Source organism: Aeromonas sp. BIGb0445, assembly GCF_024809075.1.
Lineage (GTDB): Bacteria > Pseudomonadota > Gammaproteobacteria > Enterobacterales > Aeromonadaceae > Aeromonas > Aeromonas rivuli.
Genome location: NZ_JANUES010000011.1, coordinates 1 through 26,212 on the forward strand (window position 1 = coordinate 1; position 26,212 = coordinate 26,212).

The window sequence follows — 26,212 nt, forward strand, 5'->3', positions numbered from 1 at the left end:
TTTTGATGCTCGATGCTGTGAGTGCCCACACAGATTGCTTGATTCAAATTGTTAAAGAGCGTCACGCTTATCGCGTTGAGGAGGCGCATCTTACGATCCTCACTTCGAAAGTCAAGCGGTTGTTTTCGCTTTTCTTTCGGCGCCGGCTTCGCAAGGAAGCTGGCTCATCAGTCCGGCGTGGTCCGCCGTGCTGGTAGGGGCGCATTATAGGGATGGCAGCCGCGCTGGCAAGGGCTAAATGACAGAAACATGACGTTCTGGGTGCGTTCGCTGTTAAAAGCAGCAAAAGCCTCACTTATTGAACATCTCAGCCTTGATAGAGCCCCTGACGGAGATGAACGGACTCTCTTGCTATCCATCCGCCCTCCCGGCAAGGCCAGCCACCATAACCATGGTGATAGTGCTCACGCCTTCGGGTAATATAGCGCCCCTTTGTGGTGACACACTCTTGGGCTTTGGAGAGTTTAATGCCTTTTGCACTTGGCCAGCGTTGGATTAGTGATACCGAGACGGATCTGGGATTGGGTACTGTAGTGGCTGTCGAAGGCCGTATGGTGACCATGTTGTTTCCGGCTACCGGTGAAAACCGCATGTATGCCAAAGAAGAGGCACCCGTGACCCGGGTCAGCTTCAATGTGGGCGATCAGATTGCCAGCCACGAGGACTGGACCCTGACTGTCGACGAAGTGCAGGAAAAGGATGGCCTTCTTATATATGTAGGCACACGCACCGATACCGGTGAGCCTATGGCCCTCAAGGAAGTGTTTCTCAGTAACTTTATCAAGTTCAACAAGCCGCAGGAGCGCCTGTTCGCCGGTCAAATAGACCGCATGTCCCGCTTCACCCTGCGTTATGAGGCGCTGAACAATCAGCACAAGCGCCGTCGCAATCCGACCCGCGGCCTGGCCGGGGGGCGAGTCAGCCTGATCCCGCATCAGCTCTATATTGCCCACGAAGTGGGCCACCGCTATGCTCCGCGCGTCCTGCTCGCCGATGAAGTCGGTCTGGGCAAGACCATAGAAGCCGGGATGATCATCCATCAGCAACTGCTGTCCGGCCGTGCCCAACGCGTGCTGATCTTGCTACCTGAGACCCTGCAGCATCAATGGCTGGTCGAGATGCTGCGCCGCTTCAATCTGCATTTCTCTCTGTTTGACGAGGAGCGTTGTATTGAGGCCTTCGCCGATGCGGAGAACCCGTTCGAGACAGAACAACTGGTGATCTGCAGCCTCGACTTCCTGCGCAAGAAGCGTCGTCGCTTCGAACAGGTACTGGAAGCCGAATGGGATCTGCTGGTCGTTGATGAGGCGCATCACCTGGAGTGGAGCGAGGAAGCCCCGAGCCGAGCCTATGAGATGGTCGAAGCCCTGGCCGAACAGATACCGGGCGTGCTGCTGCTTACCGCCACTCCGGATCAGCTGGGCCATCAGAGCCACTTCGCCCGGTTGCGGTTGCTCGATCCCGAGCGCTTCTACGACTACGAGGCTTTCCTGGCAGAGGAGCAGGCTTATGGTCAAGTTGCGGCGGCAGCCCAGGCGCTGCTCGCTGGCGAGCCCCTGAGCGATGCCGCTCAGCAGCTCCTCGCCAACCAGCTCGCAGGGCTGGATCTGACCGACAGCAAAACGCGTCAGCAGGCGGTCAGCACGCTGCTCGACCAACACGGTACCGGCCGGGTGCTGTTTCGTAACAGCCGAGCCAATATTCAAGGCTTCCCCGAGCGCCATCTCAATGTCTACCCCATGCCGTTACCGGATCAGTACAAGACTGCCATCAAGGTCATGAGCATGATGGGGGGGAGCGGTGGCGATCTGCAGGCCCGTGCCCTGCGTTATCTCTATCCCGAGAAAATCTATCAGCAGTTCGAGGGTGACAGCGCCAGCTGGACCCAGTTTGATCCCCGCATCACCTGGTTGCTGGAGCTGTTGCTCGGCGCCCGCCAGCAGAAAGTCTTGGTGATCTGTTCCGAAGCGAGCACAGCCCTCGCCCTGGAAGAGGCACTGCGTACCCGCGAGGGAATACGGGCGACCGTCTTCCACGAAGGCATGTCCATCCTGGAACGGGATCAGGCCTCAGCCTATTTCGCCCAGCAAGATGGTGGCGCTCAGGTGCTGATCTGTTCCGAAATAGGCTCCGAGGGTCGCAACTTCCAATTTGCCAGCCACTTGGTGCTATTTGATCTGCCCCTTAACCCGGATTTGCTGGAGCAGCGTATCGGTCGTCTCGACCGCATCGGTCAGCAAAATACGGTCGAAATCCACGTTCCTTATCTGGAAGGTAGCGCCCAGCTGGCCCTGCTGCGCTGGTACCACGATGGCATGGATGCGTTCGAGCAGACCTGCCCCACCGCTCGCCCCGTATTTGAAGCGGTGCGCGATCAGCTGTTCGAACTGCTAGCCGCCAACAGCGGAGAGCAAGCTGCGCTCGACGATCTGCTCACCCGGACCCGGGAACTGCACGAACCGCTCAAGGCTCGCCTGGAGCAAGGTCGCGATCGCCTGCTGGAGATCCACTCCTGCGGGGGGGAAGCTGCCCAGCAACTGGCCGACAGACTGGCGGCAGAAGATGGCGACACCGCCATGATCTCTTTTGCCCTCAAGATGTTCGATGAGATTGGCGTCAATCAGGATGATCGCGGTGAAAATGCCCTGGTACTGACGCCGGGGGATCATATGCTGGTCTCCAGCTTCCCGGGCCTGCCCCATGACGGCATGACGGTTACCTTTGACAGAGACACGGCGCTGTCCAGGGACGATATGTTCTTCCTCTCCTGGGATCACCCCATCATGCGGGGCGGTATCGACCTGATTCTGGGATCGGAGATAGGCGCCACCTCGGTCGCGCTGCTCAAGAATAAAGCGCTCCCTATCGGCTCCATCTTGCTGGAACTCATCTTTGTGGCCGAATCTGCCGCCCATTCCCAGCTCTACCGTTTCATGCCACCGACGCCGATCCGGCTGTTGATGGACAAGAACGGGCAAAATCTGGGAGAGAAGGTGGCATTTGATGCTTTCAATCGCCAGCTGACCCCGGTCAATCGTCATCTGGGCAGCAAGCTGGTCACCGCCTCGCAACCGGTGATCCACGGTCTGATCGGCAAGGGGCAAGCCATTGCCGAACAGCTGAAAATGACCATTGTCGATGAGGCCCGTGGCCAGATGGCGCAGACTCTGCAACAGGATCTGGACAGGCTGGAAGCACTCAAGGCCGTCAACCCCAATGTGCGGGACAGCGAACTCGACTACCTGCGCGACCTGCAGGCCGAGCTGCATCACCTGATCGACCAGACCCAGCTCAAGCTGGATGCCATCCGCTTTATCGTGGTCACCCATAACTGATGGGGGCTTGCCCCCACCTTCTGATGCGAGACATTTATGTTTGAATACTCACCGCCTCTGGAGCCCTGGCTCGATATCCTGTTCAAGGATAAAGACATCATGGTGGTCAACAAGCCGACCGGCCTGCTCAGTGTGCCGGGGCGTGGCCCAGAAAACGAAGACAGTGTCTTGCACAGGGTGAAGCAGCAACACCCCAAGGCAGCCGCGGCCCATCGCCTCGACATGTCTACCACGGGTGTATTGGTGATCCCCCTCAATCCCAATGCCCATCGCGAGTTAAGCAGGCAGTTTCGCGAGCGGGAGACCGAGAAGCACTATCTTGCCTGGGTATGGGGCGAGCCGGAGGCGGACTCGGGCCAAGTTGATCTGCCCCTGTGTGTGGACTGGCCCAGCCGCCCCAAGCAGAAGGTTGATTTCGAAGAGGGACGCCATGCCTTGACCCTGTGGGAGAAGCTGAGAGTGGAAAATGGCAACAGCTTGATCAAGCTGATGCCCATCACCGGCAGATCCCATCAGTTGCGGGTTCACATGCTGGAACTGGGGCATCCCATATTGGGTGACAACCTCTATGCCCACCCCGAGGCGCTGGCAGCGGCTCCCCATCTTTACCTGCATGCGGCCATGCTGACCATCAGCCATCCACGTAGCGGAGAGCGGATGACGTTTGAAGCACCAGCGCCTTTCGCCGGTTAATCTGCATCAGCAAAGCGCCAGAACGAGAAAAACCTCGGTCAACAGACCGAGGCTTTTTTATTACTTGGCATCATACGTGAATATTGATGTTGCCACCCAGGGTGCTGCCTGCCGTGCTCTTGGGGGCTTGTGCCGATTCGGCGGCTCCCTGCAACAGGGCCAGAGCGGTTTCCCCCTCTTGAGCTTGTTGCTTCTTGGCGAGGCTGGCGACCATGAGGGCACTGCCATAAGATGTTGAACCAGATATTTCCATTTGCATTCCTCCTGCCCTCTGGCTATCGGCCATGATGACGAAAGCATGAGTCACAACTGCTTAGCTGTGACAGGCTCTGCTTGGTACCTTGCCATCCAGCCAGCGCTCTTCCATCTCCAGCAGCGTCTGATACACGGCCTCCGCCTGGGCCGGGCGGCTGAACAGATAACCCTGACCATAAAGATGAATGTCGGTCAGCCCGCGTAACACATCGAGCTGGGCCTGAGTTTCAATCCCCTCGCACACCAGCGTCTTGCCAAGCATGGAACCGAGTCGACAAATATTGGCAACCAGCTCCGAAGCCTCGGTGGAGCTGTCTATCCCCTGGATGAAGGATCGGTCGATCTTCACCTTGTTCACTGGCAGCTTCTGCAGGTAACTGAGGGAGGAGTAGCCTGTCCCAAAATCATCCAGCGCCAGCTGCACCCCTTGCTGACTCAGATCCTGCATCAGTTGCAGCGAGTTTTTCACCTCGCGCATTGTGGTGTCTTCCGTCACTTCCAATACCAGATGAGCGGCAGAAATACGATGCTCCATCAGGGCCTTGGCGACCAGCTTGAGCAGGCTGCGTTGATACATTCCGGGGGAGATATTGACGCACATCTGCAGGTCAAGAAGACCCAGTTGCTGCCATTGGTAAAGCTGGGCGCACGCGGTATTGAGCACCCAGCCCCCCAATTTTTCAGACAGCTGGAACTCTTCGGCAACCTGGATCAACTCGTTGGGCGGGATGAAACCAAGTTCAGGGTGACGCCAGCGCAGCAGGGCCTCAACGGCTTCACAGCGCCCGGTCTCCAGATTGATGATGGGCTGATAATAAAGCTCGAGGGCATTGCGTTCGAGCGCCACCACCATGTCGGAGGCAAGGTGTTTACGCCGCGCCGTCTCATTTTGCAGTGATTTGTCGTAGATGACATAGGGCACATGGGTCTTGCGGCTGTGGAACAGCGCCTGCTCGGCCCGGCTCAGCAGATCCTGAGTCTCCTCGCTATCCATGGGGTAGAAGGCGATGCCTATCCCCACCTCCAGCCTAAATGGGTAGTGATCCAGGGGGATATCCTGCTTGACGGCATACAGCACGCGGGCGACCAGCTCTCGCACCTGTTTGAGATCGCTGCTGTCCTTCTGGATGATGGCGAATTGATCCCCCACCAAACGGGCAGCCCATTCACTGTCATTACAGAGCGTATCGAGACGCCGGGCCAACTCTTGCAGCAGAAGATCGCCAATGTTGTAGCCAAACTTGCTGTTGATGTCGCGAAACTCGTTGATATCGATCAGCACCAGGCCAAAGGGCTGTTCCCGGGTAACGCACTCCTCCATCTGTTCCAGCAGGGCGAGGCGATTGGAGAGGCCAGTGAGCGGGTCGAAGCGAGCCTCCCGATAGTGGCGCCGCCCCTCACGGATCAGCAACACGCTGAGCATGATCACCGATACCAGCAAGCCGCTGACCATGAGCAGCAGAGAGTTGCGCAAGGTACCGAAACGCTGGTCGTTACTGGTGTATACCTTGATGTTCTGTTGCATCACGGAGGCGAGGGAATAAGAGAGCGGTTCTTGCAGGGGTGATAACCGCATCATGATCTGCTGATAGTCGCCATTACCTGCCTTGAGGGCCGAAATGCGGGGTTCGAGTTCACGGATCGTACTCTCGATGAGTTGTACCAGGCGCAAGGCTTTCTGCTTGTCATGCAGGCTCTCGCGCAGCTGCCCACTCAACAATACCGGGGTGCGGCTCCACAAGATGTCATAACGCAGCATCAGGGTGTCGTGGTCTATGCCGCCATAGTGGTAGAGCTCGACCGAGTTGAGGAAACGCCCCAACTCCAGCTGCAACTGCATCAGGGCCCAGGAGACGTCGTAGGTATACTTCTCCATGACCCGGGTCGCATTCTGGATCTGCACCAGGCAATAGAGGGTGCTCCCCGTGAATGAGAGGATGGAAATATAGAGAATGAGCAACAGTGGCCAACTCTTTCTTTTCACCCGGACTCCCACCTTGTCAGTTCTGAATATCTAGGGCGCTCAATTGCCAGATCATCATGTCGGTGTAGGCAGACTGCTTGAGTTCCGGATATTGATCCAAGGGTAGGATAAACCAAAGGGGCCCCTTGTCACGTACCCGCATGGTGATGCCATCGTCCTGCCAGGCCAGAATGGGGTCATATTGCTTTACCTTCTCCCAGTCCACCTTGATCTGAAAACTGTTGAGGGCGGTCAGGGTGATGGTCTTGCCTTTGGCATCAAGTGCTGCGAGCAGATCGGCCACCTTGGGGCCCCTGTAGTGATGAGGCTTGTCGACCCAGGGATTGCTGGTGACTATTTCGTGTTGTGGCAGGGACTGAATGAGTGCGAGGTCCAGCTCCACCTTGCCAGCTTGTGCCCCTTCGGCATCCACATTGCCGGAGACGGTCAATATCACGGGGCCTTGTGGCGCCTCCAAGGCCAGGGCCGGGCCCGCGAGGCAGAAGAGAAGGGGGATAAAGCCAATTTTGATCATAGATACACCAATGATTTTATTATCAATACGTCCAGTTTAGCCGCCTTAAAAAAAACGGCCCGCCAATGCGAGCCGTTTAATGACGAGAGCGAGATTACATCATGCCGCCCATGCCACCCATGCCGCCCATATCAGGCATGGCCGGGCCATCTTTCTTCGGCAGGTCAGTGATCATGCACTCAGTGGTGATCATCAGGCCGGCGATGGAAGAGGCAAACTGCAGGGCGGAACGAGTCACCTTGGTCGGATCCAGGATGCCCATGGCCAGCATGTCACCGTACTGCTCGGTGTAGGCGTTGTAGCCGAAGTTGCCTTCACCATTCTTCACGGCGTTGGCAATGACGGAGGCTTCTTCACCGGCGTTGATGACGATCTGACGCAGCGGGGCTTCCATGGCGCGCAGTGCAACCTTGATACCCACGTTCTGATCTTCGTTGTCGCCACGCAGACCAGCCAGTTTGGCCGCAACGCGCACCAGTGCAACACCACCACCGGCAACCACGCCTTCTTCTACCGCAGCGCGAGTGGCGTGCAGGGCATCGTCAACCCGGGCTTTCTTCTCTTTCATCTCAACTTCGGTGGCAGCACCGACTTTGATAACGGCAACGCCGCCAGCCAATTTGGCTACGCGCTCTTGCAGCTTCTCACGGTCGTAATCGGAAGAGGTCTCTTCGATCTGCTGACGGATCTGAGCAACACGGCTCTCGATCAGGTTTGCATCACCCACACCGTCGATGATGGTGGTGTTCTCTTTGGTGATGACGATGCGCTTGGCACGGCCCAGGTCTTCCAGGGTCGCTTTTTCCAGCTCCATGCCCACCTCTTCGGAGATGACGGTACCGCCGGTCAGGATGGCGATATCTTGCAGCATGGCCTTGCGACGGTCACCGAAACCAGGCGCCTTGACGGCAGCCACTTTCACGATACCGCGCATGGTGTTGACCACCAGGGTCGCCAGGGCTTCGCCCTCTACGTCTTCGGCAACGATCAGCAGCGGTTTACCCGCCTTGGCAACGCCTTCCAGCACCGGCAGCATTTCGCGGATGTTGGAGACTTTCTTGTCGACCAGCAGGATGAAGGGATCGTCCAGCTCGACGGCGCCGGTTTCCGGCTTGTTGACGAAGTAAGGGGAGAGGTAGCCGCGGTCGAACTGCATACCTTCAACCACTGCCAGCTCGTCTTCCAGGCCCTGACCGTCTTCAACGGTGATGACGCCATCACGGCCGACTTTGTCCATGGCTTCGGCGATCAGTGCCCCCACTTTCTCGTCGGAGTTGGCGGAGATGGTACCCACCTGAGCGATGGCATTGCTGTCGGCGCAAGGCTGGGACAGGGACTGCAGCTCGGCAACGGCCGCCACAACGGCTTTGTCGATACCACGCTTCAGGTCCATCGGGTTCATGCCCGCGGCGACGGCTTTCAGGCCTTCGTTGACGATGGCTTGAGCCAGTACGGTAGCAGTGGTAGTACCGTCACCGGCGGCGTCGTTGGCCTTGGAAGCGACTTCCTTGACCATCTGGGCGCCCATGTTCTGGAATTTGTCTTCCAGCTCGATTTCGCGCGCAACGGAGACGCCATCCTTGGTGATGGTCGGGGCGCCGAAGGACTTGTCCAGCACCACGTTGCGGCCTTTCGGGCCCAGGGTCACTTTGACGGCGTCGGCCAGGATGTTCACGCCTTCCAGCATTTTGATGCGGGCTTCGTTGCCAAATTTAACGTCTTTAGCTGCCATGATTCTTGAATCCTTTAGTCAATTCGGGGGAAGGAAAAATTACGCTTCGACGATCGCCAGGATGTCGGTCTCGGACAGGATCAACACTTCCTGACCATCCAGCTTCTCGCTCTTGACGCCGTAACCTTCGTTGAAGATCACCTTGTCGCCGACCTTGACAGCGAGCGCCTTCACTTCGCCATTATCCAGAATTCGACCAGTCCCCACGGCCAGAACCTCACCACGGGTGGACTTCTGAGCCGCAGTACCAGTCAGGACGATACCGCCAGCGGATTTAGCTTCAGCTTCGATGCGCTTAATGATGACGCGGTCGTGCAGTGGACGAATTTTCATCGATAACTCTCCCAAAATGAGTCACTTTGTTACTTGAGGAATGGCCATTCCTGGCCAAATTGCATATGACCCAGATGTGGGGCACTTATCTCTCCCCTTCAAGGGCGGATACAAAAAAAAGTTTTTCACGTACCATGAATATCTTCGATGGATCGCCATGCCCGCCATGGTTCCGAGTTTGTCTTTCGGCAAACCAGAGATCAGTTTCCAGCCGTGAAGAGACTTGCCCTTGACCCGACCCAATCCCATGCTGACTGCCCCCATGCCCGCCGTATTGCTGCGCATGACAGGGCCCATGATCCTCGGCATCATCGCCATACTGGCATTCAATCTGGTCGATACCTTCTTCATCGGCATGCTGGGCACCCAGGCGCTGGCCGCTATCAGCTTTACCTTCCCGGTGACCTTCGTGGTCACCTCGCTCGCCATGGGACTCGGGGCCGGGCTCTCGGCCGTGATTGGCCACACCCTGGGTCAGGGCAAGCATGAAGAGGCCGCTCACCTGGTCACCGACAGTCTGTTTCTCGCGGTGCTGCTGGTCACCCTGCTCTCCCTGCTGGGTGCCCTCACCATAGACCCGCTGTTTCGTCTGCTGGGGGCAAGCGAGGCCCTGATCGCCCTCATCCACGACTACATGCTGATCTGGTATCTGACGGTACCCATGCTGGTGCTGCCCATGGTCGGCAATGCCGCCATCCGCGCCACCGGGGACACCAAGACGCCGAGTCTGGTGATGGCGGTCGCCGGGCTGGTCAATGGCGTGCTGGATCCTTTGCTCATCTTCGGCATAGGTCCCTTTCCCGAGTGGGGTATCAGTGGCGCCGCCATCGCCACCTCCGTCTCCTGGTTGATGGCCATGCTGGTCAGCCTCTATATATTGCGCCACAGGGAGGGGCTGCTACGTTGGCGGCTCTCCCCACGCCAGCGCCTGCTGGCCCATTGGCGCGCCCTGTTGCATGTGGCTGTACCCGCCTCCTTCACCAATATGCTCAACCCCCTGGCCAACGCCATGCTGATGGTCATCTTCGCAGGCCTTGGTACCGAGGTGGTCGCCGCCTATGGGGCCGCGTCCCGGGTTGAGGCACTGCTGCTCATCGTCATGATGGCGCTCTCCTCGGTGCTGGCCCCCTTTGTTTCCCAGAACTGCGGGGCAGGCAATCCGGCACGGGCCAGGGCGGCCTTGCAGCTCTGCATGCGTTTTGCCTTGCTGTTTCAGCTCGCCATCTATGGGCTGACCTGGCTGCTGGCCCCGCTGATTGCCAGCCTGTTCAGCGACCATCCCCAGGTGAGCCGCCTGATCGTGCTCTACCTGCACCTGGTACCCATCGGGTATGGTTTTCAGGGGATGGTGATGCTGCTGGCCTCGGCATTGAACGGGGTGCGCGCCTCCAGCATCTCATTTCTGTTCAATGGCCTGCGACTGTTTGGCTTCTTGCTGCCCGGGGCCTGGATCGGCGCCAGGCTGGGCGGGGAAGAGGGCATCTATCTGGGGATACTCATCGCCAATCTGGCGGCGGGCAGCCTGGCCTGGCTCTATGCCCGCCATCGCTTCGAACAACTCTGCCATCAAGGGCGTCCCTGAGCAGCGGCGCCGCCTTCTCCCCATCAACCCGCAGCAGCCCCCCTCAGAGGCCGGGTAGCAGGCAACAAAAGGGCCGCTTGCTGCGGCCCCTTCAGGTTTCTCTCTTCGCCACTGCTGGCGCCGACCGACGTGGCCGCTGAGATTACTCCTTGTCCTTGCGCTCGAACTCACCCTCTATGATGGTGCTGGACTCATCGCGCAGCGGGGACGATGGGGAGTAAGGCCCCTGAGACTGGAAGCCTCCCATGGCCCCTTGCACCCTGACCCCCTTGACCAGTCTGTCGGCCAGACGGCTGCGCAGCGGCGGCAGAAGCAGCAACAGACCCAGCAGGTCGGTGACAAAGCCCGGGACGATCAACAGCAGACCAGCCAGGGCCAGCATCATGCCCCCCATCAGCTCACGGGCCGGCATCTCGCCGACCTGCATCCGCTGTTGGGCTTCCATCAGGGTCTTGAGCCCCTGGCGACGCACCAGCGAACTGCCCAGCATGGCCGTCAGCACGATGAGGATCACGGTTGGCAGAGCACCGATGACGGTACCCACCTGGATCATGACGGTCAGTTCGAGCAGAGACAGGCCGACAAATAACAAAAATAACTTACCCATATTGACCTCAGTACGGCTTGATGTGGTGGCCAGTCTGACTGGCGCTCGCCTCTCCATCCGGCCAGGGCAGGAGGCGGCATTCCTCTCTACTAGATGGGGGAGCTATCGGCTTTTTCAAGGCAAAGCGCGATCCAGCCGTGATTTTAGGGAATATTTTCCCTGAGATGGCTGGGCGTGAGTCCCTTGTTCTGTCACAGTAATTGGGTCATTTGCAACATATGTTTAATCGTCGCAAAAAATTTGGGAATCCCTCAAATTTAGTGATCTACATCTAACATGGGGTACCCCCATTGAGGTAAGATCCCTGACAGTTAACGGGGAATTATTCCCTACCGCCCCACTCGATGTGTGGTGCTTCAGGATGAGCTGTGCGCAAGGAACTCGCGACCACTCGGTGAGGATCATTTCCATTTATTTGATTTCTGAGGCATTACAATGAGCGACATCATAAACGTCCGCATTGAAGAAGATCTGCTGGGCACCAAAGAAGTTTCCAACGAGCTCTATTACGGCGTCCACACCCTGCGGGCGGTCGAGAACTTCAAGCTGAGCACTCAGAAAATTTCTGATGTCCCTGAGTTTGTCCGTGGCATGGTGCTGACCAAGAAGGCAGCGGCCCTGGCCAACGGCGAACTGGGCACCATGCCCCCCGAAATTGCCGACAAGATCGTCGAAGCCTGCGATCTGATGCTCAACACCGGCAAGTGTTTCGATCAGTTCCCTGTCGATGTCTACCAAGGCGGCGCCGGAACCTCGGTCAACATGAATACCAACGAAGTACTGGCCAACATAGCCCTGGAGATCATGGGGCTGGAGAAGGGTCGCTACGACGTCATCAACCCCAACGACCACGTCAACAAGTGCCAATCCACCAACGATGCCTACCCGACCGGTTTCCGCGTCGCCGTGGTCAACAGCACCGACACCACCCTGGATGCCCTGGACGATCTGATCACCGCCTTCGACGCCAAGGCCAAGGAGTTCAGCTCTGTGCTCAAGATGGGACGCACCCAGTTGCAAGATGCGGTGCCCATGACCCTGGGTCAGGAGTTCCATGCCTTTGCCGTGACCCTGCGGGAAGAGATCAAGTCCATCAAGCGTTGCCAGGAGCTGCTGCTGGAAGTGAACCTGGGCGCCACCGCCATCGGTACCGGCCTGAACACCCCGCCCGAGTATTCTGCCCTGGCCATCCAGCGTCTGGCCGAGATCACCGGTCGCGCCTATGTGCCGGCAGAAGATCTGATCGAAGCCACCTCGGATTGCGGCGCTTATGTGATGCTGCACAGCGCCATCAAACGCCTGGCCATGAAGCTCTCCAAGATCTGTAACGATCTGCGCTTGCTCTCTTCCGGCCCACGCACCGCCCTCAAAGAGATCAACCTGCCGGAGATGCAGGCGGGCTCCTCCATCATGCCAGCCAAGGTCAACCCGGTCATCCCGGAAGTGGTCAACCAGGCGTGCTTCAAGGTGTTTGGCAACGACATCACTATCACCTTCGCCTCAGAAGCCGGTCAGCTGCAGCTGAACGTGATGGAACCCGTGATAGGTCAGGCCATGTTCGAATCCTTGAGCCTGATGAAGAATGCTTGTATCTCCCTGCGCGAGAAGTGTGTGGAAGGGATCACCGCCAACCCGGAGATCTGCATGAACCATGTGCTCAACTCCATCGGTATCGTGACCTACCTCAACCCCTTCATCGGTCACCACGAGGGGGACATTGTCGGCAAGATCTGCGCCCAAACCGGCAAGAACGTCCGTGAAGTCGTGCTGGAACGCGGTCTGCTGACCGCCGAGCAGCTCGACGAGATCCTCTCTATCGAAAACCTGATGAACCCGCAATACAAGGCCAAGCGCTTCGCGCGCAGCGCCGCCGTATAAGCGAGCCAGGGCCGGGATCACTCCCGGCCCTTAAAGCCATTTCCCGACCCGCTTGCTTGCCGCCAGCCCATCGGGAAATGGCTTTGTGCCAAAACGATTCTTAAAAACTAAAAATAATGGAGTGTTCACTATGATTGGAATCGAGTTAGCCGTCGTACTCGCCGCTATCTATCTGGGAGCCCGGATAGGCAGCATCGGCATCGGCTTCGCCGGTGGCCTGGGGGTGCTGGTATTGACCTGGGGTCTGGGCATGGAGATCCCAAGCGACCAGCTGGTCAGTTATATTCCCTGGGACGTGATCATGATCATCGCGTCCGTGATCTGTGCCATCGCCTGTATGCAACTGGCTGGCGGCATGGATTATCTGGTCTCCCTGGCCGAGAAGGCGCTGCGCAAGAATCCCAAGCACATCACCTTCGCCGCCCCTGTCGTCACCTACCTGATGACCATGCTCGCCGGGACAGGCCACACTGCCTTCTCCACCTTGCCGGTCATCGCCGAGGTGGCCAAGGAGCAAGGCATTCGCCCCTCCCGTCCGCTCTCCATCGCGGTTATCGCCTCCCAGATCGCCATCACCGCCTCGCCCATTTCGGCAGCCGTGGTCGCCTTCTCCGGGATGTTGGAGCCTTTTGGTGTCGATTACTTGACCCTGCTGGCCATCTGCATTCCGTCCAGCTTCCTCGCCTGCATGGTCGGCGCCTTCGTCGCCAACATGATGGGCAAGCCGCTGGATCAAGATGAAGTCTATCTGGAGCGCAAGGCCAAGGGTCTGATCAAGCTGCGCGGCACCAGCCAGGTCGAGCTCAAACCCTATGCCAAACTCTCGGTCGGCATCTTCGTCGCCGCCATCGTCGCCGTCATGGCCTATGCCACGGCCATTTCGAGCAATGTTGGCTTGATTGCCCATCCGCCCATCCCCCGTGATGGCGCCATCATGGGCATCATGCTCGCCGCCGCCACCATCATGACCCTGGTCTGCAAGCTGGACGCGACTCAGGTCACCAACATGCCGACCTTCAAATCCGGTATGTCAGCCTGCATCTGCGTACTGGGTGTCGCCTGGTTGGGTAACGTCTTCGTGAAAGGCAACATGGACACTATCCAGCTCGTGGCGGGCGATCTGCTCAACAGCTATAGCTGGCTGCTGGCCGTGGTGCTGTTCTTCTCCTCCATGCTGCTCTACTCCCAGGGTGCCACCACCAAGGCACTGATGCCTGCCGCCCTGGCGCTGGGCGTCAGCCCGCTGACCGCCATCGCCTCCTTTGCCGCCGTGAGCGCCCTGTTTGTGCTGCCCACCTACCCGACCCTGCTGGCGGCAGTGGAGATGGATGACACAGGTTCGACCCGGATTGGCAAGGCGGTGTTCAACCACCCCTTCTTCATCCCGGGTGTGGCTACTATCGCCATGGCCGTGACCCTGGGCTTCTTCTTCGGTGGCCTGATGCTCTGATAGCCTCACCCCCGTTAATCAAGAGCGACCTCCGGGTCGCTTTTTTGTCGTTGTGCGTCACAAAAATGATGCCTTAATATGCAAAAAGATTCCGGCTTCAGCTCCAGTCAAGCTTGCCCCCCATAGAATTGCCATATCGGAAAAATACCGATCATTCAGGCTCCTAGAGGGACCTGGAGAGTACTTACCCCAGAGGAATAGACAATGAAAAAGACTGCATTGACCATGGCTGTTTCCAGCCTGATGCTGGCCGGTACCGCCCAGGCTGCCACCCTGTATGATCAAGACGGCACCAAGCTGGATATTGGTGGTCGCGTTCAAGGTATGTACTACGGTACCAGCAGTGACGCCCTGGAAGGCGATCAGAGCTACCTGCGTCTGCACGTCGCCGGTGAGACTCGCATCGATGACGAAACCAAAGCCTTCGCCTTCGCCGAATACAACCTGCCGACCTCAGGTTCTGACAACGACGAGCTGCGTTACGGCTACGTGGGTATCCAGAACGATCGCTTCGGCGCCTTCAGCTACGGCCGTCAGGATGGTCTGTTCGCCAAAGCGGTCAACAACTATACCGACGTGCTGCCGGAATGGGGTGGTGACGGCCTGGGCAAGGACACTGACGTGTTCGGTACCGGTCGTAACAACGGCCTGGCCCAGTACATCTATACCTATCAGGGCATGACCCTGGGTGCCCAGTTCACTGGCAAGAACGATCCTTGGAATGACAAGGACAGCAAGTGGATGAAGGGTTCCGACGAGGGTTATGCCCTGTCCGCCAACTATGACTTCGACATGGGTCTCTCCCTGGGCGCCGTCTACAACATGGCCACCAAGACTGGTGACCAGAAAGAGCTGGCCTCCTTCGGTGGGGATGACGATGCCCAGCTGTATGGCGCCGGTATCAAGTACAGTGCCGGTAACCTCTACCTGGCAGCCACCTATGCTCATGGCCAGGATCACATCTTCGTCAGCAAGAATGGCCAGAGCGGCTATGCCGAGAAGAGTGACGGTTATGAAGCCGTTGCCCAGTACAGCGTCACCCCGAAATTCAAGCCGTCCGTCGCCTACCTGCGTACCGACGTGAAGGATGACCGCAGCGGTGCCAATATCGACGACACCCTGACCGAGTACGTCAGTGTGGGTGCCTGGTACAACTTCACCGACAACTTCAACGCCTATGTTGACTACAAGATCAACCTGCTCGACGAAGATGGCTCCGATGGCTACAGCAGCCTGGGCCAAGTCTCTGACGACGTCGTTGGTGTCGCACTGCAGTACAACTTCTAAGTCCGGATTTGGCGTCAAGCCAGCTCTCGATACCAAACCGGCCGCATCAGCGGCCGGTTTTTTTATATCGGACTCAAGCGCGCAGTTGTGCCAGTTCGGGACGACGGGCAAAACAGTGGCTGAGCAGCAGCAGGGTCACCACGCCGACGCTGCCCAGCACCAGCCAGGGCAACCAGGGCTGCCCCTGAGCGCTGGCATAGTCATGCAAAGCGCCGCCTCCTACGTAACCACTCATGCCGCCCAACGCCAACCCTAGCCGACTAAAGCCCATGTAGCTGCCCCGCGCACTCGGGTGGGCCAACCGGGTCATCAAGGTCTCCCGGGCCGGCTCCACGATGATGATGCCGAGATAGAAACAGGCCAGCAGCGCAAAAATCGCCTCCAGGCTGGTGGCAAACGCCACCAGCCCTATGCCTGCGGTCATCAGCAGCATGCCCGCCAGCAGCCGGGTCTCCAGCCGGAAGTGACGCTCGCCGTAGCGCGCCAGGGGATAGAGCAGGGCGAGCGACAGCGCCGCCTCCAGGCTATACATCCAGCCCACCGCCGTGCTGCTGCCCGCCATCTGCTTGACCAGAATGGGAAAGATCAGCATCACCTGCACCCAGAGCGCGTAGTAGCCGCTCAGGATCAGCACCACCCGGCAAAATGCCTTGTCCGCCAGCACCCGGCCCAGCCCTGTCTTGATGGGGGTTGGTCGCAAGGAGATCTTGTAGGCGGGCAGAATGAGCCAGTTGCACAGGGCGGCAGTGACGAACAGACAAGCCCCCAGCAGACAGACATATTCGAAATCGAAATTGAGCAGCCAGCTGCCGAGCAGGGCGCCGAGCACGGCACCGGCACTCTCCAGCATCATCAGCAGCGAGATGTAGCGTCCGCGCTGATGGGGCCGGGTGAACTTGATGACCAGGGCCGCTCTCGGAGGATCGAACAGGCAACCGCCCAGACCCGAGATGATGCAGGAGACAATAAGCGCCAGACCGCTCTCGGCATAGGCCAGGCTGGCAAAACCCACCGCCCGCAGCAGCATGCCGCCGACGATCAGCGGCCTGGCACCAAAGCGGTCAGCCAGAGAACCGCCAAAGATCCCCAACCCCTGCTGGGTCAGCTGACGCAGACCCAGCGCCAGACCCACCACCCCCGCCGCCCAGCCAAGCTGATCGACAAATCTCAGGCTTATCATGGGCATCACCACGAAGAATCCCAGGATCACCAGCAGAGAATCCAATGCCAAAAACCAGCGTCCCCGCCGCCGCGCCCGCTCTACCATAACCACCTCAGACTCCAATTGATGCTGCTATTCTGCGAGGGCACCAGATATAGTGGTAGCCGACAACTGGCTATATTTCATATCGGGATTTTTTATGGCTATGACGCTCGATGATCTGCAACTGCTGCTCGATGTGGTCAACCGGGGCAGCTTCAGCAAGGCGGCCGCGGTGCGGGGCTGGTCACAACCCATGGTGAGTCAGCGCATCGCCGTACTGGAACATGCCCTCGGCCAGCCGCTGTTTCGCCGCCACCGCCGCGGCGCCACCCCCACCGCCGCCTGCGAGCAGTTTCTGCCCGCGGTCAGCACCGCCCTCAATGCCCTGGAGGCCGGCCAGCTCGCCTTGCAGGGCACTCCCCTGCTGCCACGCATTCGGCTCTCCTGCCTCCCCTCCCTCACCACTGTGGTATTCGGTCCCCTGCTGCTGGAGTTGGTGGATGAGAGCTTCGAGATCCGCTGCAGCACGGATCACTCCGGTATCATCATGCAGGAGCTGTTGACCGGAGAGACGGATGTGGGCTTCATCCTCAAGTGCCCCGCCATCGCCGGTATTCAGCTCGAACTGCTCTACCGCTCCCCCATCATCGCGGTGGCCTGTGCCACCCATCCCTTGGCGGGACGCCAGGGGCTGACCCTGCAAGACATTGCCAACGAGCGGCTCGCCCCCCAGCAGTGGGGCACGGGGTGCGACGAGCTGCTGATCCAGCTGCGGCTGCTGCGCCAGGTAAACCGCCCGCTACACGCCATCCAGCCAGCCAGCGCAGCCCGTGAGCTCGCGCTAGAGCACGGCTTCATCACCCTGATGCCGGCGCTGGCCATCGCGCGGGATCTGGAATTTGGCCGCCTGGTGCAGCTCGATGTGACGGATCTGCCGCCGGATCACTGGGATGTGATGATGGCCTGGCGCAGCGGCAAGCGCCCCAACCGGGAAAAGGAGAGAGTGATCGAGGCCGCCCGCATGCTCGCCAGCCACTGGGCGGGTAAATAGCCCGGCAATCGGCCGCTCATCCTTGTCGCCTCGACAGCTGAGATAAAAAAACCACCTCATGAAGAGGTGGTCTTGCTATGCGTCAGAAATAAAATGTCACTCTATCAATAGCTTGCCTTGAGGCTCACCCCGGAGAAGGCACTGAAGCCGCTCAACTGCACATGCCAGGTTCCCGCCTTGGGCGCATTGAGGGTACAGGTCTCGGTGTTGCCGCTCTGGTAGGGACGGCAATCATAGCTGGTACTGGTCGGCACAGTACCAAACTTCACATAGAGATCCGCATCCCCGCTGCCACCACTGCTGGCGACCACCAGCGTGCTCTTGCCGGCCGGGACCTCGATGGTGTAATTGAGTTTGCCCCCCTGAGCCCCCGTCAAACCGGTCAGGGCCACGCCGTTTTGCAGCACATTGCCCCCTGAGGGCGGCGTGCCACCACAGCTGGCATTGACGCCGACCGTCTGGAAGGCGCGACTGATGTCGGTCAGGTTGTAACCCAGATCGGTCGCCGCCTTGGTCACGCCACAGGCGCCCTGATCGTAATCGGTGTTGGGCCCCCAATAGAGGCGGTTGGCCAGCACGAACACCTCAAACGCCTTGCGGGTGTTCCAGCCATTGCTGGTCGCCAGCAGGTAGAAGGCGCGGTTGTAGACCCCGGAGCTGTGGTGCACATCCATGCCGCTGCGATAGTCACTGGCGTGACCTATGGAGCTGCCATCCCGGGTCGGATCCTCGAAGTAGCGCAGGGAGCCGTTGCCCTTGAAGATTTGCGCGCCCACCAGCCAGTCGTTGCTGCCCTTCATGAAGTGCTCGGCCGCCTCCCCCGCCATGTCGGAGAAAGCCTCGTTGATGCCGCCGGACTGGTTGGCATAGACCAGCCCCGAGTTCTGTTCGGTAAAGCCGTGGCTCACCTCGTGAGCGGCCACATCCAGGCTGACCAGGGGATAGAAGGTGGTGGCACCATCACCAAAGGTCATCTGGCTGCCGTCCCAGAAGGCGTTTTCATAGTTGCGGCTATAGTGAACCCGCATCTTCAGCTTGAAGCTGAGCGGCGCCGTGTTGTACCAATTGCGGTACATGTCGAACACCACGTTGCCGAAGTAGTGGGCATCATTGAGGGGGGAGAAGGCGCCGTTGATCTCCTTGACCCTGTTTTCCGGGCAGCTGAACTGATGCACACTGCCCCCCGAGGTGGCGTGATTCATGTTGATGGTATCGACATTGGTGCTGCTCATGCGGCAGTTGGCATCGACGATCAGAGGGCCGAAATCGGCGCCGTAGAAGTACTTGCCGGTCTTGGCGTTGCCGCCCGGACCACTGGCGTTCTGATGGTTGATCCCCTCCCAGCGCTTGAGTTCGGCGCCAGTGTGGGCATCGACCATCACGAAGGGACGGCTCGGTGTCTCGCTCGCCGCCAGCCAGGAGACCAGATAGACCAGGCGGGCCTGCCCGGCCTCATCCTGCACCACGAACAGCTTGACCCGCTCACTGTTACCCTTGGCGCCATCGCGCGCCTTGGCCGCCGCGTCTGCCGGGCTGAGTGTCGCCGCCGGGCTCGCCACATCGTTATCGATCTGGCGGAGCATCTGACCAGACAGCTTGCTGATCTGGCCACCGAGGGATTGCTCGGCCACCAGCACCTGACCCCAGACAGGGATGCCGTGCCAGGTCTGCTCATAGCGGACCCGTTGCTGACCATTGGGCAGGGTGACGGCACGGACCTGACGATACTCCCCCTCACCCGCCAGTGCGCTCACCCCCGCCGCGCCACTCGGCGCGCCCTGCATACCGGCAACCTGCTCAACGGTGACTTGATCGGCAGCCAGGGCGACGCCACCCCAACAGGCCAGCGCAACGGCCAAATAGACTCTGTTCATCTCTTCTTTCCTTAGGTCGATGATATCCCGGGCCACTCCCGGCGCCTCCAAGCTAGCGGGACGGTCGCAGATTGCGCCCTGTCAGAACTGACAGCGCAGCACAAAGGAGCAGCAGGATCTGCTGAAGGGCCAGCAAGGGGCAGCAAGAGCGAGGGCAGACAGCATTTCCTGCCAGCGAATGAGCGATATGTTTCCCTTGCCCCCCATCTTTGGCGGCGAGAGATCCTCAAGGGGTAAGGGCACGCTCGCCATGGCACTCTGTAAGCCAATTGGCTACATTGGCAGGCACCATAACGCACGGCAGAGACGCACCGAGGGACGACCCTATGTTCACCTGGCAACTGGATGACGAACTGGCACTGACTTTCTTGCAACCCGACATGGCGACCGAGCTCTATGGGCTCTGTCAGCAGAACCGGGAGTACCTCGCCCAATGGTTGCCCTGGGTGCCGTTCATCCAGCGCCGCGATGACACGGCCACCTTCATCCGCCATGCCATCGAAGGCTTCGCCCGTGGCGACTCGCTCACCACGGCTATCGAGTATCAGGGGGAGCTGGTCGGTGTCATTGGTTACAACCGGATCGATCAGAGCCTGGGCAAGGTCACCCTGGGCTATTGGCTGGCGGAGCGCTGGCAGGGCAACGGCATCATAGGCCGCGCCTGTCAGGCCCTCATTCATCATGCCTTCGAGGAGATGGGCATGGAGAAGGCAGAGATCAGCGCCGCCCTCGACAATGAAGCCAGCCGGGCGGTGTGCGAGCGGCTCGGCATGCGTCTGGAGGGGATAGTGCGCCGGGCCGAGCGGTTGGGGGACAGGGTCGTGGATCACGCCCTCTACGGCCTGTTGCGGGATGAATGGCTACAGCAGAGGGATCTGTAATGGCGCTGCCTCATCTTGAGACGCCTCGTACCCGGCTCACCATATTGCCGCCGGAGCGGGCAGATCTGATGCTCGATTACCATCAACGAAATCGCCTGCACCTGGCCCCCTGGGAGCCCAAACGGGATCCTGACTTCTATACTCTGGGTTGCTGGTTTGCCCGGCTGCGAGAGAGTTACAGCCAGTTCTTCGCAGGCCAGGCGGTCAACCTGGTGGCACTCGATGCCAGTGGTGAGCGGGTCATCGCCACCTGCAACTTCACCCACATAGTGCAAGGCATGTTTCAGGCCTGCCATCTTGGCTACTCGGTGGATGAGGCCCATCAGGGTCAGGGTCTGATGCAGGAAGTGGTACAAGGGGGGATAGATTATCTGTTCGGCGAGCTGGGGCTGCATCGCATCATGGCCAGTCACATGCCCGCCAACCTGCGCAGCGCCGCCCTGCTGGCTCGACTTGGCTTCGAGCGAGAGGGATATGCCCGCGACTACCTGATGATCAACGGCCGCTGGGAGGATCATGTGCTGACCGCCCTGCTTAATCCGGCCTGGGCGCCGCGCTAAGCCCGATGCCAACCGAGATAACCGCAATAAAAACGGGCCCGGGGATGATCCCCGGGCCCGTCTCTTCAATCAAAGCACGCTTAGTTGGCTTTGGCATCGCTCACGGCGGCTTCAACCTTGTCGGCGGCCTTTTCTACGGCAGCGCCTGCATCGGCAGCAGCTTGCTTGGTCACTTCACCGGCTTTGTCAGCGGCTTGCTCAACAGTGGCGCTAGCTTCGCTGGCGGCTTTTTCTACGGTGGCAGCAACGTCAGCGGCAGGAGTCGCAGCAGGTGCAGCTTCTTCTTTCTGACCACAGGCGGTCAACATCAGACCCAGGATACCGGCTACCAGTACTTTGTTCATGTGCATACCCTCAAAAAATGGAGAGATGGCAGCGTTGCCATCACAGAGCACTTTGCCCCCCTTCGTACAATGATGAATAAGGGAGCCAAGAGACGCGCGAAATATAACCCTAACGCTGGTTAATGGAAACGAGTATCACAATGATATTTTCTCACCCATTGGATGAAAAAACCTAAACAATCTTGATTACTTGATACAAAACATCAACAAAAAACGATTTTGTGAATGATTAATGCACATTCAGGTCGACCGCCCCCTCTCTCTCGCTACCATTCGCCCCATCATGTGAAGTCTGGAGATCGGACAGCTTCTGACAGGGTGGCGGCTAAATCCGCCTTGAGGACCCGCTATGCAAACGGGGGCCTGAGCCCCCGTCTTGCACATCACCACCATCACACTCAGGCACTGGCGCAGAGGCTACGCCCACGCCGGGTCAGCAGCATCAGCAGAGGCGGCAACAATAACCACATGTGCAACGCCAACTGGTTGAGGGGATCCGCAACCAGCGCCCCTGTGATACCCACCAGGGCACCCGCTCCGCTCATCTGGAAGAGCCCAAGCAAGGCGGCGGCCGTGCCAGCACAGTGACCAAAAGGAGCCAATGCCATGCCGGCGGCGGCCCCCAACACCATGGCAAAGCCGATGCTGGAGAGGAAGACAGGCCCCATCATGGCCAGAGGATGCTGGACATCTTGCACCAGGGTCAGCACCAGTGCAGACAGGCAGATCACCAGCAGCCCCAGGCGCAGGGTACGTCTGGCCCCGACCCAGGCGATGAAGCGGGGTGCCAGGAAACAGGTCGCGATATTGAGCACCGCATTGGCGGCAAACCAGCGGCTGAAGCCATCCATGTCCAGCCCCAGCTTGACCATCAACTGCACAGGCGCCGCGGTGACATAGGCCAGGATCACCGCCATCGCCAACATGCAGAGGCTGGCATTGAACAAGAAGCTGGGAGAGCGCAGTACCGGACTGTAACGATCCCAGCTGATCAGGGTGCCCTCACTGTGGGTCTCATCGGGGCGGGTCTCCGGCATGCGCCACATCAGCCAGCCACCCACCAGGGCCGCATAACCGGCCATGAACCAGAAGTTGGCAGACCAACCCGCCTGGGCCGTCAGCCAGCCACCGAGCAGAGGGGCCAGCGCCGGGATGAAGCAGATGGCGCCATTGAGGTAGGAGATCATCTGGCCGCTCTTCTTGGGGCCATAGCTGTCACGCACCACGGAGAAGGCGGCAACTGACGTGGCGCAGGCGCCGAAGCCTTGCAGCACCCGGGCCAGCATCAGCTCACCCAGGCTGGCGGCAAAGCCGGCGGCCAGGGCGCTCAGGCCATAGAGCACGACGCCACACAGGGCGATCGGCTTGCGACCATAACGATCGGCCAGCGGGCCCACCAGCAGTTGGCCCAAGCCCATGCTGAACAGGAACCAGGTGATGGTGCCCTGCATCAGGGTCACCTCGGCCCCCAACTGCTCGGCCATCTGCGGGATAGCGGGCAGATAGATGTCGATGGCCAGGGGGCTGAACAACACCAGCAGCACGAGTAACAGGATCAGGGGCATGACTTACCTCAATACGGACCAGAAAAAGGCCAAAGCTGAACTAGAGTGGGGCGGCAGTCTACTGGCTCAGTGAAATGAACAGAAATGGTATTTACTCACTTATGTTATTCCAAATAGGAAAAAACATCCCCCTTGCCCAGCGTCCCCTGCTGACCGATAGTAACCCAAGCCCCCTTAACCTGCTGGAGGCCTCATGCCCCCCCATATCACTGTCCCGGGTCGCACCCTGATCGTCGGCGATCTCCATGGTTGCCTGGGGCAGCTGCAGGCGGCCCTGGCCCGGCTCGCCTTCGATCCGGCGGCAGGAGACAGACTCTGCTCCGTGGGGGATCTCATCGACCGAGGGCCGGATAGCCCAGGTTGTCTGGCCCTGCTCGACCAGCCCTGGTTTCATGCCGTACTCGGCAACCATGAGGCCATGCTGCTCGACGCCCTCACCCCTGAGGGGCTAGTCGGTGCTGGTCGCACCAGACACCACGCCCAGGAGCGGGCTCGCTGGCGCCGCAATGGCGGCGACTGGTTTGATGAGTTGAGCCCCGCCGCCCAAGACGAGATAAGGGGGCGGCTGCCGCAGTTGGCCCGATTGCCCCTGGCGCTGACCCTCACCACGGCCCTGGGGCGGCGCATTGGCCTGGTCCATGCCGATCCCGTCAGCCATGACTGGGCCAAGCTCGATGCGACCTTTATGACCCGCCACCGGCGAGACATGCTGTGGGAGCGCAGTCGCCTCCAACGTTTGCAGCGCGATCTCAACCAGCCGCCACAGTGGATAGCCAATGTCAGTCTGGTGGTGATGGGCCATACCCCGCTTGAGCATGGCTGGCTGCGTCATGGCAACCTCTGCTGGATAGACACCGGCGCCGTCTATGGCGGTGAGCTCACCCTGCTAGAACCCGATACCCTGACGCTGTAGCTGACCTCCTCGATGGCCCCCGGCCCCTTGCCTGGACTCCCATCGGGCATAGGTGATCCGCTCATGGCGCCACTTCCTACCCCCTCTCCCTCCCATCTTGCTCCTTCTTTGCAGCCAGGCGGCGCAAACTCGGTAATTGCCGCTTTGACTGGCGAGGTCCTGCCCGTAGAATGCGCAGGTTATTTTTGCGGAGGTGTACGATGAACAAGCTTGTCCTGGCAACAGGGAATCAGAAGAAGGTCAAGGAATTGGCCGCCATGTTGGCCGATATGAAGATCCAGGTGATCCCCCAGAGCGAGTTTGCCGTGCCAGATGCCGATGAGACCGGCACCACCTTCGTCGAAAACGCCATCATCAAGGCCCGTCATGCCGCTCGCCTCACCGGCTTGCCAGCCGTGGCCGATGACTCAGGCCTGGAAGTGGATCTGTTGCATGGACGCCCCGGCGTCTACTCGGCCCGCTTCGCAGGGGCAGGAGCCAGCGACAGAGCCAATCTGGACAAGCTGTTGGCGGAACTCAACGGTGCCCCCGACTACCTCAAGAGCGCTCGCTTCTGGTGCGTGCTGGTCTATATGCGCCACGCCGATGACCCGACCCCCATCATCTGCCAGGCAAGCTGGGAGGGCCTCATCATTGATGCCCCCCGTGGTGAACACGGCTTTGGCTATGACCCCGTCTTCTTCGTGCCGGATCACGATTGCACCGCCGCCCAGATGCCAAGCGAGCTCAAGAACCAGCTCAGCCATCGTGGTCAGGCGCTCGCCAAGCTCAAAGCTGCCCTCGCCGCACACTGATGCCAGCTGTGTCATGGTCGATACGGGGGCCCAGGCCCCCGTTTCATTGCCCGGCTCGCGTCATTCGCACTGCCAACGCCCCCTTGTCCCCCACCCTGTCTTACACTGGGGCTCAGGCCCCTCACTGGATCCCTGGATAATCCCATGCTGCAACTGCCGCCCCTCTCCCTCTATATTCATGTGCCCTGGTGCGTCCAGAAGTGCCCCTATTGCGACTTCAACTCCCACGCCCAGAAGGGTGAGCTGCCCCACATGGAATATGTGGCCGCCCTGCTCGAGGATCTGGATGGGGAGCTGAAGTGGGCCCAGGGCCGGGCGCTGCACTCCATCTTCATCGGTGGCGGCACCCCCAGCATGCTCTCCGTCGAGGCGATGCACGCCTTGCTGGACGGGGTCCGGGCACGGATTGTGCTGATGGAAAACTGCGAGATCACCATGGAGGCCAACCCGGGCACCGTCGAGGCGGACAAATTCGCGGGTTTCAAGCAGGCTGGCATCAACCGCATCTCCATCGGGGTGCAGAGTTTCCAGCAGGAGAAGCTGACCCGTCTCGGCCGCATTCATGGCCCGGAGGAGGCCCGCAAGGCCGCCGCCCTGGCTCAGGCCATCGCGCTGCCCACCTTCAATCTGGACTTGATGCACGGCCTGCCGGATCAGAGCCTGGACGACGCCCTCTATGACGTGCAGCAGGCCATCGACTGCGCGCCGCCGCATCTCTCCTGGTATCAGCTCACCATAGAGCCGAACACGGCCTTCGCCTCCAAGCCGCCGACCCTGCCCGATGACGACATTCTCTGGGACATCTACGAACGGGGCCATGCACTGCTCACCGCCCAGGGTTACCGCCAGTACGAGATCTCGGCTTACGCCAAGGAGGGTTACCAGTGCCACCACAATCTCAACTACTGGCGGTTTGGCGACTATCTGGGCATCGGCTGTGGCGCCCACGGCAAGGTGACCGATCTCGTGGGGCAAAGAGTGCTGCGCAGTGCCAAGGTCAAGCATCCCAAGGGGTATCTTGATCCGGCGCGGGACTACCTCGACAGCCAGTGGCAGGTCGAGGCGGCCGATCTGCCCCTCGAATACTTCATGAACCGCTTCCGTCTGTTCGAACCCGTGCCCAAGTGGGAGTTCGAGGCCTATACCGGCCTGCCCCTTGAGCGGGTTGAGACCATGCTCGACATCGCCCACAGCAAGGAGCTGATCGATGACCATGGGGATCACTGGCAGCTGACGGCGCTGGGTCACCGCTATCTCAATGTGTTGCTCGAACTCTTTATGGACGAGTAGCCACCGGGATGGGCTGATGCCATCTGGTCAGCACCAAAGAGAAGGGCGCCTCGGCGCCCTTCTCTTATCCCATTCATCGGTAGAAA

Annotated in this window: 23 protein-coding genes; 13 read left to right on the top strand and 10 right to left on the bottom strand. The window is 59.7% G+C overall.

The annotated features are described in order from the left end of the window. The 3 genes from M2367_RS16775 to rluA all read left to right on the top strand — a co-directional run. The coding region (locus M2367_RS16775; RefSeq protein ID WP_259237324.1) for a hypothetical protein at window positions 1-197 on the top strand (197 nt) is incomplete at its 5' end. Between the two features lie 270 nt (window positions 198-467). Then, window positions 468-3,335: an RNA polymerase-associated protein RapA gene (rapA, locus tag M2367_RS16780; protein WP_259237325.1), complete on the top strand. Its 2,868-nt coding sequence runs from the start codon at window positions 468-470 to the stop codon at window positions 3,333-3,335. Between the two features lie 36 nt (window positions 3,336-3,371). Beyond that, entirely contained in the window at window positions 3,372-4,028 is a 657-nt protein-coding gene (gene rluA / locus M2367_RS16785) for a bifunctional tRNA pseudouridine(32) synthase/23S rRNA pseudouridine(746) synthase RluA (RefSeq protein ID WP_259237326.1), read from the top strand. Window positions 4,029-4,098: 70 nt separating this feature from the next. Here rluA and M2367_RS16790 read toward each other — a convergent pair whose 3' ends face one another. The 5 genes from M2367_RS16790 to M2367_RS16810 form a co-directional block, all read right to left on the bottom strand. Then, window positions 4,099-4,281, bottom strand: a complete 183-nt coding sequence (locus M2367_RS16790) for a hypothetical protein (protein WP_224431205.1) — start codon at window positions 4,279-4,281, stop codon at window positions 4,099-4,101. A gap of 60 nt (window positions 4,282-4,341) precedes the next feature. Further along, window positions 4,342-6,159, bottom strand: a complete 1,818-nt coding sequence (locus M2367_RS16795) for a bifunctional diguanylate cyclase/phosphodiesterase (RefSeq protein WP_224433038.1) — start codon at window positions 6,157-6,159, stop codon at window positions 4,342-4,344. 124 nt (window positions 6,160-6,283) lie between these two features. Further along, the gene (locus M2367_RS16800; protein ID WP_259237327.1) at window positions 6,284-6,781 is read right to left on the bottom strand and encodes a molybdopterin-binding oxidoreductase; all 498 of its coding nucleotides are present in this window, start codon (window positions 6,779-6,781) and stop codon (window positions 6,284-6,286) included. Between the two features lie 94 nt (window positions 6,782-6,875). Beyond that, window positions 6,876-8,513, bottom strand: a complete 1,638-nt coding sequence (groL, locus tag M2367_RS16805; RefSeq protein WP_259237328.1) for a chaperonin GroEL — start codon at window positions 8,511-8,513, stop codon at window positions 6,876-6,878. A gap of 39 nt (window positions 8,514-8,552) precedes the next feature. Beyond that, window positions 8,553-8,846: a co-chaperone GroES gene (locus M2367_RS16810; RefSeq protein ID WP_005901665.1), complete on the bottom strand. Its 294-nt coding sequence runs from the start codon at window positions 8,844-8,846 to the stop codon at window positions 8,553-8,555. A 247-nt stretch (window positions 8,847-9,093) separates the two neighbouring features. Here M2367_RS16810 and M2367_RS16815 point away from each other — a divergent pair, with 247 nt between their 5' ends. Further along, a complete protein-coding gene (locus M2367_RS16815) occupies window positions 9,094-10,428 on the top strand; it encodes an MATE family efflux transporter (RefSeq protein ID WP_224433039.1) in 1,335 nt (444 codons plus the stop codon). A 142-nt stretch (window positions 10,429-10,570) separates the two neighbouring features. Here the strand turns inward: M2367_RS16815 and M2367_RS16820 are convergent, their stop codons facing one another. Then, window positions 10,571-11,035, bottom strand: coding sequence for an FxsA family protein (locus tag M2367_RS16820; protein WP_042043017.1), 465 nt, complete (start codon window positions 11,033-11,035; stop codon window positions 10,571-10,573). Window positions 11,036-11,470: 435 nt separating this feature from the next. On the opposite strand from M2367_RS16820, the gene aspA reads away from it, so the two are divergent. The 3 genes from aspA (at window position 11,471) to M2367_RS16835 (ending at window position 15,650) form a co-directional block, all read left to right on the top strand. Beyond that, window positions 11,471-12,913, top strand: a complete 1,443-nt coding sequence (gene aspA, locus M2367_RS16825) for an aspartate ammonia-lyase (protein ID WP_042043016.1) — start codon at window positions 11,471-11,473, stop codon at window positions 12,911-12,913. 130 nt (window positions 12,914-13,043) lie between these two features. Continuing rightward, window positions 13,044-14,363 (top strand): anaerobic C4-dicarboxylate transporter, encoded by a 1,320-nt coding sequence (locus M2367_RS16830; RefSeq protein ID WP_042043015.1) that lies wholly within the window; start codon window positions 13,044-13,046, stop codon window positions 14,361-14,363. 204 nt (window positions 14,364-14,567) lie between these two features. Next, on the top strand, window positions 14,568-15,650 hold the full coding sequence (locus tag M2367_RS16835) for a porin (RefSeq protein ID WP_259237329.1): 1,083 nt from the start codon (window positions 14,568-14,570) through the stop codon (window positions 15,648-15,650). Between the two features lie 73 nt (window positions 15,651-15,723). Here M2367_RS16835 and mdtH read toward each other — a convergent pair whose 3' ends face one another. Continuing rightward, window positions 15,724-16,917 (bottom strand): multidrug efflux MFS transporter MdtH, encoded by a 1,194-nt coding sequence (mdtH, locus tag M2367_RS16840; RefSeq protein ID WP_042043013.1) that lies wholly within the window; start codon window positions 16,915-16,917, stop codon window positions 15,724-15,726. A gap of 94 nt (window positions 16,918-17,011) precedes the next feature. Here mdtH and M2367_RS16845 point away from each other — a divergent pair, with 94 nt between their 5' ends. Then, entirely contained in the window at window positions 17,012-17,905 is an 894-nt protein-coding gene (locus M2367_RS16845) for a LysR family transcriptional regulator (protein WP_224431207.1), read from the top strand. 104 nt (window positions 17,906-18,009) lie between these two features. On the opposite strand, the gene M2367_RS16850 is transcribed toward M2367_RS16845, so the two are convergent. Beyond that, window positions 18,010-19,779 carry a M4 family metallopeptidase gene (locus M2367_RS16850; protein ID WP_224431208.1) on the bottom strand — a complete coding sequence of 590 codons (1,770 nt, stop codon included), beginning with the start codon at window positions 19,777-19,779 and terminating at the stop codon, window positions 18,010-18,012. 326 nt (window positions 19,780-20,105) lie between these two features. On the opposite strand from M2367_RS16850, the gene M2367_RS16855 reads away from it, so the two are divergent. Continuing rightward, window positions 20,106-20,660, top strand: coding sequence for a GNAT family N-acetyltransferase (locus M2367_RS16855; protein WP_259237330.1), 555 nt, complete (start codon window positions 20,106-20,108; stop codon window positions 20,658-20,660). Then, the gene (locus M2367_RS16860) at window positions 20,660-21,220 is read left to right on the top strand and encodes a GNAT family N-acetyltransferase (protein ID WP_259237331.1); all 561 of its coding nucleotides are present in this window, start codon (window positions 20,660-20,662) and stop codon (window positions 21,218-21,220) included. Before M2367_RS16855 ends, M2367_RS16860 begins: the two co-directional genes overlap by 1 nt. An 80-nt stretch (window positions 21,221-21,300) precedes the next feature. On the opposite strand, the gene M2367_RS16865 is transcribed toward M2367_RS16860, so the two are convergent. After that, the gene (locus M2367_RS16865; RefSeq protein WP_224431210.1) at window positions 21,301-21,564 is read right to left on the bottom strand and encodes a hypothetical protein; all 264 of its coding nucleotides are present in this window, start codon (window positions 21,562-21,564) and stop codon (window positions 21,301-21,303) included. Between the two features lie 398 nt (window positions 21,565-21,962). Next, window positions 21,963-23,129, bottom strand: a complete 1,167-nt coding sequence (locus M2367_RS16870; protein WP_259237332.1) for a multidrug effflux MFS transporter — start codon at window positions 23,127-23,129, stop codon at window positions 21,963-21,965. Window positions 23,130-23,322: 193 nt separating this feature from the next. On the opposite strand from M2367_RS16870, the gene M2367_RS16875 reads away from it, so the two are divergent. The 3 genes from M2367_RS16875 (at window position 23,323) to hemW (ending at window position 26,126) form a co-directional block, all read left to right on the top strand. Continuing rightward, window positions 23,323-24,042 (top strand): metallophosphoesterase, encoded by a 720-nt coding sequence (locus tag M2367_RS16875; RefSeq protein WP_259237333.1) that lies wholly within the window; start codon window positions 23,323-23,325, stop codon window positions 24,040-24,042. Between the two features lie 200 nt (window positions 24,043-24,242). Next, window positions 24,243-24,836 (top strand): RdgB/HAM1 family non-canonical purine NTP pyrophosphatase, encoded by a 594-nt coding sequence (gene rdgB / locus M2367_RS16880; protein ID WP_042043006.1) that lies wholly within the window; start codon window positions 24,243-24,245, stop codon window positions 24,834-24,836. 144 nt (window positions 24,837-24,980) lie between these two features. Next, window positions 24,981-26,126: a radical SAM family heme chaperone HemW gene (hemW, locus tag M2367_RS16885; RefSeq protein WP_259237334.1), complete on the top strand. Its 1,146-nt coding sequence runs from the start codon at window positions 24,981-24,983 to the stop codon at window positions 26,124-26,126. Window positions 26,127-26,212: the final 86 nt, after the last annotated feature.